General features: G+C 66.5%; 14 protein-coding genes. 5 read left to right on the top strand and 9 right to left on the bottom strand.

Annotation, left to right across the window (positions count from 1 at the left end):
* The first annotated feature begins 14 nt into the window (after positions 1 to 14).
* From ACFPGP_RS03135 to ACFPGP_RS03125, 3 genes are all read left to right on the top strand, one after another.
* The gene (locus ACFPGP_RS03135) at positions 15 to 773 is read left to right on the top strand and encodes a hypothetical protein (RefSeq protein ID WP_378586747.1); all 759 of its coding nucleotides are present in this window, start codon (positions 15 to 17) and stop codon (positions 771 to 773) included.
* Between the two features lie 738 nt (positions 774 to 1,511).
* Complete coding sequence (locus tag ACFPGP_RS03130; RefSeq protein ID WP_378586744.1) at positions 1,512 to 2,900, top strand: PIN domain-containing protein; 1,389 nt, start codon at positions 1,512 to 1,514, stop codon at positions 2,898 to 2,900.
* A 257-nt stretch (positions 2,901 to 3,157) separates the two neighbouring features.
* Entirely contained in the window at positions 3,158 to 3,541 is a 384-nt protein-coding gene (locus ACFPGP_RS03125; protein WP_378586741.1) for a hypothetical protein, read from the top strand.
* A 28-nt stretch (positions 3,542 to 3,569) separates the two neighbouring features.
* On the opposite strand, the gene ACFPGP_RS03120 is transcribed toward ACFPGP_RS03125, so the two are convergent.
* The 9 genes from ACFPGP_RS03120 to ACFPGP_RS03080 all read right to left on the bottom strand — a co-directional run bounded on the left by ACFPGP_RS03120 (position 3,570) and on the right by ACFPGP_RS03080 (position 12,076).
* Positions 3,570 to 3,860: a hypothetical protein gene (locus ACFPGP_RS03120; RefSeq protein WP_378586739.1), complete on the bottom strand. Its 291-nt coding sequence runs from the start codon at positions 3,858 to 3,860 to the stop codon at positions 3,570 to 3,572.
* A gap of 156 nt (positions 3,861 to 4,016) precedes the next feature.
* Complete coding sequence (locus ACFPGP_RS03115; protein ID WP_378586736.1) at positions 4,017 to 4,472, bottom strand: hypothetical protein; 456 nt, start codon at positions 4,470 to 4,472, stop codon at positions 4,017 to 4,019.
* 495 nt (positions 4,473 to 4,967) lie between these two features.
* Entirely contained in the window at positions 4,968 to 5,990 is a 1,023-nt protein-coding gene (locus ACFPGP_RS03110; RefSeq protein WP_378586733.1) for a hypothetical protein, read from the bottom strand.
* 165 nt (positions 5,991 to 6,155) lie between these two features.
* Positions 6,156 to 7,655: a hypothetical protein gene (locus ACFPGP_RS03105; protein ID WP_378586730.1), complete on the bottom strand. Its 1,500-nt coding sequence runs from the start codon at positions 7,653 to 7,655 to the stop codon at positions 6,156 to 6,158.
* A gap of 1,275 nt (positions 7,656 to 8,930) precedes the next feature.
* Positions 8,931 to 9,440, bottom strand: coding sequence for a hypothetical protein (locus ACFPGP_RS03100; protein WP_378586727.1), 510 nt, complete (start codon positions 9,438 to 9,440; stop codon positions 8,931 to 8,933).
* Between the two features lie 131 nt (positions 9,441 to 9,571).
* Entirely contained in the window at positions 9,572 to 10,093 is a 522-nt protein-coding gene (locus ACFPGP_RS03095; RefSeq protein ID WP_378586725.1) for an HAD domain-containing protein, read from the bottom strand.
* The gene (locus ACFPGP_RS03090) at positions 10,090 to 10,854 is read right to left on the bottom strand and encodes a hypothetical protein (RefSeq protein WP_378586722.1); all 765 of its coding nucleotides are present in this window, start codon (positions 10,852 to 10,854) and stop codon (positions 10,090 to 10,092) included. The genes ACFPGP_RS03095 and ACFPGP_RS03090 overlap by 4 nt, the downstream gene beginning before the upstream one ends.
* Before the next feature lie 335 nt (positions 10,855 to 11,189).
* Positions 11,190 to 11,621 carry a hypothetical protein gene (locus tag ACFPGP_RS03085; protein WP_378586719.1) on the bottom strand — a complete coding sequence of 144 codons (432 nt, stop codon included), beginning with the start codon at positions 11,619 to 11,621 and terminating at the stop codon, positions 11,190 to 11,192.
* Complete coding sequence (locus ACFPGP_RS03080; RefSeq protein ID WP_378586716.1) at positions 11,618 to 12,076, bottom strand: hypothetical protein; 459 nt, start codon at positions 12,074 to 12,076, stop codon at positions 11,618 to 11,620. Before ACFPGP_RS03080 ends, ACFPGP_RS03085 begins: the two co-directional genes overlap by 4 nt.
* A gap of 46 nt (positions 12,077 to 12,122) precedes the next feature.
* On the opposite strand from ACFPGP_RS03080, the gene ACFPGP_RS03075 reads away from it, so the two are divergent.
* Positions 12,123 to 12,608, top strand: a complete 486-nt coding sequence (locus ACFPGP_RS03075; protein WP_378586714.1) for a hypothetical protein — start codon at positions 12,123 to 12,125, stop codon at positions 12,606 to 12,608.
* Between the two features lie 412 nt (positions 12,609 to 13,020).
* Complete coding sequence (locus tag ACFPGP_RS03070; RefSeq protein ID WP_378586711.1) at positions 13,021 to 13,335, top strand: hypothetical protein; 315 nt, start codon at positions 13,021 to 13,023, stop codon at positions 13,333 to 13,335.
* Positions 13,336 to 13,399: the final 64 nt, after the last annotated feature.

The following is a 13,399-nucleotide window of genomic DNA, read 5'->3' as shown; positions in this document are numbered from 1 at the left end:
GGCGCCGTTCCTTCATGGCCGTCGACAAGGCGTCGAGGAACCGAACCGGGCGCCCAGCCAAGAGGAACGTCATCACCCTCCTCGCGCTTGCCAACTCGGACCGCGCGGCGGACGTGGGGGTGCAGGGATTCGCCGACGTCAAGCGGACCGAGATCGACCACGACTGGATGTCCGTCCACCTCTTCGAGGAGGGGTGGACGCCCTCGGAGATGGACAGCCGCGAGCGCACGCTCCTCGAGTCCGAATGGGTCCTCCGCGTCGTTACGCTCGGCTCACCCTTCATCCGCAGCCTCCTAGACGCCGGGGAGGACCCTCGGCCGGCGGACCACTGGGACGCCGTCAGCGGTCTGCTCACCGCCCTAAAGACCTTCCAGGGGCCGGGCACGAAGGCGCCGGCGCGGGCGCAGTACAGGTTGGATCTCGAGGCGAAGCTGGAGGCGTGGCCGCACTCGATCCGGGACCTGACCCCGTTCTGGGGCGCTGGCCAACCTCGTGCGGCGACGTACGAGGCCGCGCTGAAGAAGCTCTTGCCCGGCTACGACACGAAGGCGGACGGCTTCCTAGGCGTGCGGCCGGACTTCGTCGTGAGCCCCTTCAAGCCTTGCTCCGTGACTGCGGCGGTCAACGACACGAACGAGGCGATCAGGCGTGCCATCCGGCGCGAAGCCCACGTCTTCGAGTTCACAGCGCTTGCGCAGCCAACAGCCGCCGGGATCCGGACCTACCTCAGGGACAAGCTCCCCAACTATGTCCAGGTAACCCAGGAGCAGTAGCCCGGTGGGCTTGGCAACCTGGCCTCGACGCATGATCATCGGCCACTGCGGACCTGCCGGCTGCCCAAGCCCGGCCGTCGCGAGCCTCTCCCGACCACGGGGCCACGACCGAGGCGTGGCCACGAGCGGGCCTGCGACTAGAGTCGCAAGCCGGGCTGGGGCCAAGCGAAACCACACGGACGTTGTCCTGACGGTTCTCCGGATGCAAGTCCCCATGTCCCGGGCCCCTGGGCGTTCCACTCTTTAATCGTGGCCTGCGATAACACAGAGTCGTAGTTCTCTGGGGGCGGTCTGGGCCGGGATGGACTGAGTCCCATCCGGAACGGGATCTGCCGGAACTCAGAATGCCAACGCAACCATGATCTGAGTGGCGTTGATGCCGCCCGCCAGCCCCTGCTTGTGCGCCCGACGCCAAAGGTGAGTCGCAACCCCAGGGATCGGCGGCGGGCCCCGGGACGCGATCCGTCGCGCCAGAGTCGGTGCTACGAGGCGTGCTCCGGCAAGTGGGACTGACACACGAGCAGGCCAACGCGCTCAGGCATGAGCACGCACGGCGCCCTGCGGCGGCGCTTCGCACCACTTCCTCGTGGTCCGGCCTAGGGTTGTGCCTACAAACGTCGTGGCGGCATTGTCCGCCGGAACAACCACGCCGGACTGATGGCCGTTGAACCTGCCGATGTGGATGGGGAGCACGGGGAGAGGCACGGCAATGTCGGCACGTCACTCGGGAGTACGTCAGTGAGCACACAGCCCCCGCTGGACGGCCTTCCTCCCACTGTCGCCGCCGAAGACATCGCCGCGATCTACCAGCCCTTCGCGAAGGGGCTGACGCGGTGCGCGGTCGTGGTCGACACCCGCAACATGCACGGCCAAGCCCGCCGGGTGTTCGGGCGTGGCCTCCGCCCGAGCGCCCACGGCATTCGCCTCGCGCTCCGTGAGTACGGGTTCGATGCGGTCGAGGTGTACGCGGGCGTCGCCACCAAGACCATGGCTACCTCGCCTTCGGATCGGGTCCGTGCCGCCGTCGAGGACAACAAGCGGTATGCCGTGGAACTCGCCCGGGAGGACGCCGTCGTCCTTGCTGGCCACCTAGCCGAGCGTGGCGGGGAGATGGAGGAGAAGCAGGTCGACGTTCTCCTCGCTCTCAAGGTGGCCGACCTGGCCGACCGCGCACGTCAACTCTCAGCACCCTTCGAATGCATCGTCGTCCTCTCCGAGGACATGGACCTCATGCCGTCCTATGAGTTCGGCAACCAGCGCGGGGTGCCGGTCTACGCAGCCGCGTTCGACACCATCCATACCCGCGATGACCAACGGAAGTGGCTGATCCTCGACGAGGTCTCCTTGCGCCGGATCTGCCCTCCACCGGCCCACATCGCTCTCGGCGCGCCGATGCGGAGCCTGATCGCACGCATCGCAACTACGCCCGCCCCCGTGCAGGCGCCGGTGTGGAAGGTCGAGACGTGGAACCATGCCAAGCGGGAGATCATCCTCAGCAACAGCAAGGGCATCACCGGCATCCTCAAGGAACGCCGCAACAGCATCCGCGTCAACGAACGCCACTTCCTGTACGCCACCGGGATCGAGATGGAACCCAAGTCGCGACGGTTCCCGCTGCTCACACTGGGTCGCTCCCGTCCCCAACACCACCACTTCGAGGGCGTCGACTTCGGACACGTCCTGTACTGGGTGGAGCCCACCCGAGCGAAGATCCGCATCGAGGACAGCCAGGAGACAGCGACCATTACCGCCAGCCCCGGCCAACTGCTCCCCGGCCAGCGCATCGCGGTGTTCCGCGAAGCCACTGGCGACCGAACGGCGACCTACTACGTCGGTCCCCTCGAAGAATCGCCCCCGACCGACGGATGGCCCCTGCCGGAAACCATCGGGGTGGTCACGATCACCGGAGACGAGCACCGCAGCAAGGTCTGGCGATGCGCCGTCGACGGCCTCGACACACCCGTTCTTGTCCCCAAGGAGCACCTCAAGCACGCCACCGTCGGCGACCGCCTCCGGGTGGCACTCGCAGGGCAATTCCCCACGGGCGAGCCCCTCGGGCAGCCCCTCACCTGCTGCCTGCCCCACGGTCGCGGTGAGGAATCCGACAAACTGGGTGCGGGGACTTGATTCTCGGAGCAGACTTGCCGATAGTTACACCGCGGGTCGCGGAAGCGGCAACGCATCTATCTGCGCCGGACGTACGGGCCGGTAAGAGAGAGCGGGTCTTCGGACCCGCTCTCTCTTGTTGTGTGGGACGTCCAAGGTGGCCTTCCAGAGGACGATGTGCGGGCTCGCGGGAGCACCAACCCTACGGCGGTTGAGAGCCGTTGAAGACACTAGGAATTGGGCGGGCGGGAGGTTGGCCGCAGCGAACGCTATGCGGCATGAGTGTGCGCTTCTGGCAGAGTCGCACCGTGGATGATCGGGAACTCGCAAGGTGGCAGAAGCACGAGCAGGAGCACGGCTACATCCGCGCCCGACTCCATCTCCTGAGCACTCACGAGGGTGGGCGCAGCGTTCCGATCTTCTCGGGCTACAGGTCCAGTTGGGGCTTCCCTCAAGAGGTGCACGAGTACGTGCACGACGGTCCGCTGCTCATCGAGGACCAGGACACCTTGAGCCCCGGAGAGGTCGCCACCGTGCGCCTGCATCCGTTGGTCCCGGACTACTGGCCAGAGGTCTCCGTTGGCCTGTCGCTCGGCATGTTTGAGGGCTCGCGCAAGGTCGGTGAGGCCGTGGTGATCGAGGTCGTGGAGCCAAGCAACTGACCGCACGCACATCGGCAGGAGCGGATGGTCAGTCGCCGTTGAACATCAGGTAGCGATGGGGCCGCTCGCCTACAAGACTGATGGCGACCTGGAGAGCGGCGATGGCCGGTGTCAGGTCCCTCTGCCCCGACAGAGCGTCGACTTCACTGACCAGCCGCTCTGACTGCCTCCGGTTGAACCGCGTGTCGTCGTAGACGTCCACGCTGGTCAGGAGTGGGAGCCCAAGAGATTCAGCGGCCTCCAACAGGTCACGCATGTCGGTTGGGTCGCGCAGCAAGACTTCACCGAGGTAGTCCTCGACATAGATGGTCACACCCACAGGCGCTCATTCTGCCGTGCTGGCGTCGATGCGGGGTCGCATCACTGTCATCGGCAGGACAGCGCACAACCAGCGGCATGACCGGATGGCCGCAGCGAACGCTATGCGGCATGACCGGATGGCCGCAGCGAACGCTATGCGGCATGAGCGGACGGTTCAGTCCCCGCTGGATGTCCCGAGGCGCAGGTCGAGCAGTTCCACAAGTTGGTCAATCGACCCGGCGATCTGCACCCAGTGGTTCGGTTCGCCCCACCTCTCGGGGTACTTCAGCTGCAGCGCTGGCGCGGGGTCGAATCGGTAGTCCAAGATCACAACCGAGTCGGAGCCGAGTTCGAATTCTGCGACGACAAGGGCCTCGGCGCTGTCGATCTCGGCCAACGCGCCGTGCTCGGTCCAGAAGTCGCCCTCGTAGGTTTGATACTCCGCCACAGTGCGGAACGGGGGCGGATGAAGAAGGAGGAGTCGTTCGTCGGGGATCAATCGCTCCACCAAGGAGGGATCGACAATCGGCGATGTGTGTTGGAGGTTGACGGCAGATTCCCACGACCGAGAAGCCCTCGCCGCCGGGGCTGGCCACCGCGTCTTGGCCAAGGTGGTCTCCAGGTCAGCCAACTGCCGTGTTGTGGGCACGAGCGGAAGGTAGTCCGTCTCGCCCATTAGCGTCCCGCGATTGAGACCGCCCGCTCATCGGCAAAGGCGTGAACTCACGGATGGTGGCGAGGGATGATCACGACATGAGTCGCGCGCCGAAGGCCCCCACTTGTCCGGCCTGTGGCCACAACTGGGGCGAGCACGGGTTCGACAACGACGTTGACGGCGTCTGCGGTGAGTGCGCCTACGAGATTGAGCATGGCCTGCGATCAACCGACGCACCCGGCTGCCGTTTGACGCCTCCCCAACACTCATAGCCTGGGTTACCGCTCATCGGCATGAGCGGAGCCCCCGACCTAGCGCACCCCGGACGAGACGGGGCCGATGACAGCAGGTGGCAAACCCACTGTGTCGAGGGCACTCGATGTCGTTGGAGGTCGGACAGTGGTAGATGTCGGCGCAGCCGCGGTTGCTTGCCACACGGGTCAACGCGGCCCCCGACGCCGACCGCGCGGGTCAGAAGCCGTCGAACGTCGCGATGAGTTTGGGAATCTCCGGGGCGACGATGATGAACTGACCGAGGAAGCGTTCAACCTGTGCCACCTGCTTCTTGCCGAGAAGGATTTGGGCGTCGTCCCAGCCTTGGGCGGTCATGACTCGGGCTACTCGCCAGCCCACGATGGCCTGGGGGACCGGTCGGTCGTGGAGTGTGAAGCCCGATTCGTACATGTACCGGCGCAGATTCGTGGCGGCCGATGCGCTGGCGATGGCGCCGGGCTTACCGGTGAAGCACAGGCGGTCATGGACGGCGCGATCGGAGCCTGCGCACTGTTCGTCGAGTCGTGCGGCCACGACTGGGCAAGCCCACGGTGGAAGGGCGAGGGTTCGTTCGCCGTTGTAGGGGCCGCCCTTGCTGTGGACCGTCGTGGGCGCCCGGAGGTGGTCGAAGTCGGTTCCGCGGATCTCGGTGGTCTCGACTGGGGTCATCCCGGTCTCGACGAGGGAGTACTGGCAGCCTTCGATGAGGCGTTGGCCGCCCTGGACGATGGTGTGGAGGGCGCGTTGACGCAGGAGCAGGATCTCGTCGTCGGCGGGCAGTCGGTGGCTTCCGCCTGCGCGCGGTGCCACGTCGGGCATCGCGGCGATCGCGATGGCGGCATCGGCGCCGTGGTGTTGGGCGACCGCGGAGAGGGCCGCCCCGATGCTGTTGCGTGTCCGGTTGAGGGCATCGGCGTCCTCGCGCAGGGCGTAGGCGGTGGGGCTGGCGAGCGAGGTGACCTCTTTGATGACGTCCGCCGCATGCCGGTGCAGTTCGCGGTAGGTGGTAACGCCGAGGTGGCCGCACGCGTCGGCGACGCGGGCCAGGTCGTCGTGGATGCGGTCACTGTCCAGGTCGTCGAGGACGTGGTTGGCCCTCCACCACTCTCGGGCTGTGTTGACGACCCTTGGGATGCTCATCCTCAGGACCCTCGGGGGCATCTGGTCGAGTGCGGCGGAAGCGATCTGACGGCTCTTGCGCAAGTCGTCGTGCATCTTCATGCGATCGTCCTGACTGTGGAGCGCGTCCAGGAACGTGTGTCGTGCGCCCTGGCATCGGCACATGAGCGGCCACGGCGCGGCCAGGGATGACGCCAGAGCGAACGCCGAGGCGAAAAGGTTCGACCCGCCCCGTCGCCAGTCGTCCGGAACCTGAGGTGGCGCGGCTTACCGCGACTGGAGCGAGCGGGCGATGAGGCGTTCATGATTGACATAGGTGAGCGTGTTGGCCAAGGTGCCGATGCACAGGTGGTCGAGGAACTGGCCTGACACGTCGTTGCGCATGGCACGACCGTGGTCACCAAGGGTCCGCTTCAACCAGGAGTGGTAACTCTCGGTGTGGTTGCGCATCCCATGAACTTTCTTGAACAGTTCCTGATCGTGACGGGTGAAAGGGCGCACGTCGTACAACGCCTGGTCGACCCCCCTCTTCGGTCGCCCGTGCGCGCTTGGGTCGGCAACCCATGCCATGTTGAACAGGTGCCCACCGCCTGCGGCACGCGAACACGGCAGGCGCCACTCGCACTGCACCACGAACGGACCGCCCGCCGCATCGGTCACCGGAACGGCGTGGACGATCGTGGCGCGGGCGACCTTCACCAGCCACCAGGTGGTGCTGTCCAGGGCGACATCGAAGATGGCGCCTCCGTCCACCCACAGTTCGTGCAAACACCCGCCGGTCAGGGTGCCGTACATGAAGTAGGAGGTGCGCACCACTTCGGCCGGCTTGTTGCCCGAGGTGCGAAACACGCTGGTCCCAAGCGGAAGCGGCCGACCACATTCGAAGTCGTCGAGGGCGCGCTGACGCTTCAGTACCGGCGCGGTGACGCCGTCGGACTTCACACTCTTGCTGCTTCGAGCGACGGGCTTGGTCACCAGCAGGATCCCGCGTTCCGCCATGAGCCGCTGGGCATGCACGCTTCGGAGCACGCGGTCCCAAACCACCGTGTGCAGGCCCGTGCCGAGCAAGTCGTGGACACGACTGATCAGGAGTTCGGCCTCGTCTCCCTCGAAGGTGAAGGACTGTTCGGCGGCGAGCATGATCCATCCACTTGGAGTCGACGTGCTCAGTGTCACGTGGTTCACCCCAAGCGCCTTCTTCTTGTCGCGCCGCGGGTCGGTGAGCCGCTTCTGGATCCGGGGCCGCTCTGCCGCACGACTGCCGACGAGGGTCTGCTCGCCGGTCTTCTTGTCGGTCTGCCAATGCACGCCGCTGAGCGGACGGAGGTACATTCCGTCGCCCATCACGACGTGCCGCGGGTCCGGTTTGGCGTAGTCAGGGGTGATCCCGGGGGCGAAGTTGCCCTGATAGCGGGCCTGATGGACGGCTACCTCGGTGAACCGTTCCGACAGGCCCGCCAGCACGCCTGGGTATGCGGTCAGGCGGGCGACGAAATCGTCTTGCTGCTTCGCGGAGGGTGGCTTCAGCGGCATCGGTCTGATGTCGCGGCTCCCTCGCTGGTAGGCGTCGCAGAACCGTCGCCACAAGTCGCCGCTCCCCAACTCGGTCAGCGCCAGCCGCTGTGAGCCGTAGATGCGGGCAGCGACACACACCGCGTACTGCATGAGCGGCGGGTAGAGGGCTCGGCCCTCCTCCAGGTCAGCGAAGGCCGGGGAGAGGTCATGCAGCACGGGGCTTTCGGCAAGCACGACGATCTGGGTGCTCATCGGCAGCGGGGGCAGGTCCTGTGTTGCCCGCGATGACATCGTTCTCCTCCAACGCTCTCAGTTGGGGACCACTAGGTACGTGCGCGCCGATGCGCGGTCGCGGTTTCGACCCGGTTCGGTCGTGCTCGTGGGCGCTGGATCAGCGGGATATCAACTTGGGGACCGCTCCCGGCCCGCAGGTCATCGGTGGCCTCCGGCTGGCCTGCCATGGAGGCCACCCCGGCCGTGCCGGTCCGACGCATGCGCCCATCGACCACGTTGGCGTCCGGGGGACGCCGATACCCTGCCATCCCTCCATAGTCCTGTCATTCCGTGTCACCGTCAACCCTCGGGACTCGTCTCCTAGTTGCCCCATGACTAGGTTCTCGGCACGAAGGGTCACGCCCGCAGCCTCGACTGATCGACGCCCGAATCCTCACTGACTGGGGTATTGTTGACCCCGTGTATACGTCCTCTTGGAACGTCCATCAGGCTGAGCGTGCCCACATCGGACCGGCCGATCGCCGTTGGTGGACGCTTTCAGGATTCTGGCATTTCGTGTTCGCCTGCCAAGCCTTGGGGTGACCAGGTGACGCACCTACAGGCGTGGGAAGGACTGGTCGAGTCGTTGCCGTGGCTGGCAACGACAGTGGATGCCGACCGCGTTCTCGCGGTGGCCTGCCTCTTCCCTGAGTGCACGGAGTGGGTGCCGCGACGTACTGGGGCTGGTCGACAGAACTGGTACTGCAGTGCCGCGCACCGGATTGAGGCTCGCCAGCGCCGAGTAGCCCTGCTGCGGGAGATCGCCCGCATTGAGAGCGTGCTGGGCTCGGCTCGCTCCCACACCCGGGGGGTGGATCGACGCTCGCTTGAGGCCAATCTGAGATACCTGAGGGTGGTTCTGCTCGGTTATCCGGCGACGACCGATGTCGCCCCCGCCCCGCGAGCGGCAACCCGGTCCAAGTAGACCCGTTGATCGACTGCGGGGCACTGCCACGGGCCTGGGGCCTGGGCCTGGGCCTGAGTCCACCCGGGGTGACAGGGTCGCCGTAGGGCAGAGCCGGACCATTGGCCGCCGACATGCGACGGCATGGCGTGGCATGGGACCAGATGTCGGCGTCATCCGCACGACGCGGGCAGCAACCTGAGCGAGCCAAGAGACTCACCGAGTGGAGATCACCCAGCAGGAATTGGAGCAACGGCTCTGAGGCGCGGCCAACGCACTGCGCGGCCCCGTCGATCCAGCCGACTACAGGACCTCCGTCTTCTCGATGCTCTTCTGGAACGCGAGGTTCCTCACACGCCGCGACGGGCCGCTTCCTCGCGGAGGGTACGCATGAGAGGTGTCGCCTCCAGCCAAGCCCGTGCTTTCCGGAGGTCTCTTGCTTGCGGCTTGCGGCCGATCACGGCCCCGTGGAACTGGATCGCCTCCCGGTCAAGGAAACCCAGCAGGTTGCGCAGGTACTCGTCGGTCAGGTCTGAGGTGTCAGTGATGCGGTGAGGCTGTCGATAGATGTCGACCCAGACCTCCCCTTGCGTGAACACCCGGAGATCGATGTCGCCGGGCGGGGTTGCGGCGTAGGCGGAGAAGTCGTCGACCGCCCTGCCGCGGCGCTCGACCGTCGCCAACGCCCGTGCGTACAGGCCCGTGACCTGCTCTGGGGACTTGCCGTCGCGGATGGCGCGTCGGATGAACGCTCGCACGTCCCTGCCGTTGAGGAGCAGGCCACTCAGTGCCACGGCCATCCATCGCTCTGGGATGCCGCGGCGCATGGCAGCCGCGATGGCTGGCTCGGCCTCGAACACGGCTGCAGGAAGGTCGAGAAGTCTGTTGGTCCAATCAGCCAGGTCCGGGTCGCTGTCTTCACTGGCCGTAGCGGGTTCCGACGGCTCGGATGGAGAGGCTTCTACCGGATCCGTCGGCATCCGCGGGGCCATCATGGTCGGCCTTGGGACTCGGGGTCGGTGAGAACCCAAGTCTCGATGCGCTGCAAGTCGTTGTCGGTGAGCCCGACGCGAGGATCCGGTGCGATCGCTAGGAGTCGGTTCTTGTCGAGTCCGCGGAGACCGCCGCGGGAGATGTCGTCGTCGGTCCAGATAGCGCGACTGGTGGAGTGCTTGCGCATCCACGTCTGGACGGCGTCGACCTTCCACCAGCGGTTGTGACCGGGACGGCGGCGAGGGTGCACCGGGAACGGTCCAAGGCCGACGTCGGTCCACCCGTCGGCCGCTTCGAGGTCCCAGGTCGTCAGCCAGGCGATGTCGACGAGGCCGGAGTCGTGGAGGCGCTGGATCCTTTGCACAACTTCCCGTCGGTAAGGCACCGCCAGGTCCGAGTCTGGCGGGCCGCCGTAGAGCGACGGTCCGTTCCACGGCTCAGTCAGTCCGTAGGGGCTGACGACGCCGTCGATGTCGAGGAACCACCGCACGGGGAGGTCGTGCGCGGCGCGGTGGGTCATGACGAGGCGCCTGGGGGCGCTGGGCCGTCATGGCCGGTGTCCGCGTCTGGCGCGTCGTCTTCGGGGTGTTCAGGAGATTCGGACGGGGACGCGGGTTCCGGCCCCTGGTCTACGTCGGCATGGGTGGCGTCATCCGATTCGACATGGTCGACGATGAGGTCCTCAGGAACTCTGGGACGGGTCCTGTCCTCCCGGTTCGAGTGTGCCTCGGCGGCCCCCCAGATCTCGGCCAGGAGCAGCGCGCCCGAGTCGCCTTCCAGGAGGCGGGCGGCCGTCTCCCAGGTGCTCCGCTTCGATCCGGTGACGGCCATCTGGTGAAGGGTTGCGACGGCGCGGGTGGAGTACTTCGGCTCATCGGCTCGATTCTGGCGCTTCCACAGACGTGCCAGTGAGTCGACGACACCGTGCGCGTGGCCTGCGTCCGTGAGGGCGTAGCGCTCCTCGGGGGTGATCTCCCAGTTCTGGTCGGCGTCGATGTCGAAGGATGAGAACACAACCCGTTCTTCGGCCCAGGAGAACCAGCGTCGCGACCTCCATGTGAGGGCGTCGCTACTCTCCTCGCCACGCTGCTTGGCGACGACCGAGCGGGCGTCGGCCTGCGAGGTCGGGGTCATCACGACAGCGCCGCGCTCGAACTGGATGATCAGCACGCCTTGGAGGTGTGACGAGAGCGGATAGGCCACGTCATCGGAATCGATGCTCCTTGGCTTGCTCGCCGTATCTCGGTCGGAGTCTTCGGGCTTGGTGGCCTCTTCGGTCATGGTCCCTCCAGGCCGGAATGGGGTGACGCTGTCGGGACGCTACGACCCGCCACGCGTGGGGACCTACGGCTTCCGTCGACCCCGCTGCTCCCCGCGGTGTAGTCCCGTTCTGTCGGCCCCTCGGTTAACGCCCCTCTACCGACCGGACCGGATGGCGAGCGTCAGCCCGCGGGCGGCGGGCCTTGGGCGTACTGGCGAGGCGTGGCCCGGGCGATGCCAAGGCGTAGGGGCACTTCTTGGCGCTCTACATCGACCGTGGAACGGGTCACAACCTGACCAAAGGCTCACGGGCAGGACTGCTCGCATCTATGCGGCATGACCGGATGGCGTCCCGGTCAGACGTTGGAAGCGACGGACTGCTGGTTGGCGTCCATCTTCGACCGTGGCCGTCGCGCCCACCACACGATTCCGGCGAGCCCTGCACCGCCGAGGCCGAGTGTCATCGTGACGCGGACGCGTCCTTGGGTCTGGCACGCATCCACGGAGGGACCCTGAGCACCCACAGCAGCGTGAAGGGCAGTCGGATCGCACTGCACGGTGACGGTGCCGTCGACGTAAGGCGATGTACCGGTCGCTTGCACTGGCCACACGAGCCCGCCGACCCACACCAGGGCCACCAGCAGCATTCCGCCTAGTCCCGCAACGGTGCGGCGCGCGGAAGTCGCCCCGGTGAGCACCTTGACCGCCGCCATGGCCAGGACCGAGGTCAACACAGCGAGCACGGTCGCCCAGAGCAGCGCCTCGACCCAAGTGAACATCCAGATCATCGGGTCACGCGTCCGCTGTCAGTCGCTCCCAGGGAGGTCGACGTGGGGCGCGTGGGAGACCACACGCCAGCCACCACGCTGGCGATGGCCAGAGAGACGCCTGCCAGCGCGCCCGCGCCCAAGAGCGCCAGCCCAAGGCGCGAACCGGTCGTGTTGAACGAAATCTCGCCCCAGTCGTGGATGCGAGCCGACGAGGCCCACGCCACCACACCGCCGACGAGCACCACCGCAGCCGAGACCACCAGCATCCTCGCCACGATGGACCGAACACTGCGGCCAACTGGATCAGCCTGAACCACGACGCCTCCTGCTCCAAGGGTGCAAGACAACCAGCACTCTCGTCCCACGAAGCCAGCAAAGGAGTTCACGTACCACATCTGCGGCACGACCGGATGGCCACAGCGAACGCAGAGCGGCGTGAGCGGATGGCCGGGCAACACCTCGGCATCGATCACGTCACGGAACCCTCAAGCCCTGCGCGCTCGTCCTAGATTCGTGTCCGTGAACAAGGTGACCGCCGCTCTGCTCGGCCTTGCGAGCGTCTGCCTGGTCGCTGGCTGCTCCCCCGCAGAGGACGATGGTGACGGGGCCAGGACGCCGATGTCTGGTGCCAGTGCCACGCCGACCCTCGATCCCTCAAGCACCGGTCGGATGGAACTCGACAATCGGTCCTACTCGCCCGGAGACCTGCTGAGTGTGAGTTGGCCGGGCGAGGATACGCGGGGCGTCGCGTACTCCTTGGACGCTTGGGACGGCAGCGAATGGCGAACGGTGTACTACCTCAGTGCTGTGAGCCCGGGCTTCCGGCCCAAGGGGGACCCGACGTGGTGGGATGCAGACGCCACTGGCTACGGATGGGTGGACGTCGGCGTGACCGGGCCCGGACCCGACGCCGCGATCCTGCCCGACACTGCCGCGACTGGAACCTATCGGCTGTGTACTGCCAACTCCCCGGAGCAGAGTTGCGTGGTCCTCACCGTCGACTGAGGCATCTGGTCATCGGCACGCCGCGCCCAACGCGGCGTGAGCGGTCGGTTCCTCGCTACTCGGATGCTCGCTCGCGTGACTTCGATTCGCGGTGCCTTAGCCTCCGACGCAGTTGACCCCTGAACCTCCGCTGCGCCGTCTCAGTCGTCACGAACTGCGGGTCGTTCGCGCTTTCGAAGTAGCCGTTCTCGGCGTCGTCGCGCCCCTGGTCGGCATCAACGGTCCGAGCCAACTCGTCACGCATTGGCGGCCCGCTCGGCAGTCGGTCGGCCCAGTCGGACTTGGGCGAGGTCGGTTCCACCCGTCCAGTCTGACTCACGCGCTTGTCTCCCGTGGAGTTACCGCTCATCGGAGGGACCACTCAGCGGCATGAACCGGATGGCATGGCGACCGCGACTTCTAGGCTGCATCCATGGCGGTCCTCATGCGTGTCCAGGTTCGGAACCAACTTCACGAGGTCGTCCGGGTCTATGAGGAGCCGGATGGCGAGCCCTTCCTCCGGTTCTGTCGGCGTGCAGCCATTCAGGGCGTCCGCTACGTCGACTTCACCTGGCCGTACCAAGACTCGATGCTGAACGAGTACCAACTCAAGGCGTGGCTCGAAGACTTGCCCAACGCGCTCAATATCGACGGCCTGCCCGAGGACGAGCGTTCGAGCGTCGTTGCGATACTCCAGGCTGCACGGGAAGCCGAGGACCTGGCCGGGTACCTCTTCATCGAGGGCTAACTGTTCTGCCCGGGGAGGTTGGGCACGCGGTCGATGGGTGACTTGCCGTTGAGGCTGGTGTGGC

This window comes from Nocardioides taihuensis (genome assembly GCF_042657275.1).
In the GTDB taxonomy this organism is placed as follows: Bacteria; Actinomycetota; Actinomycetes; order Propionibacteriales; family Nocardioidaceae; genus Nocardioides; species Nocardioides taihuensis.
This window is presented reverse-complemented; position numbering and strand designations above follow the sequence as displayed.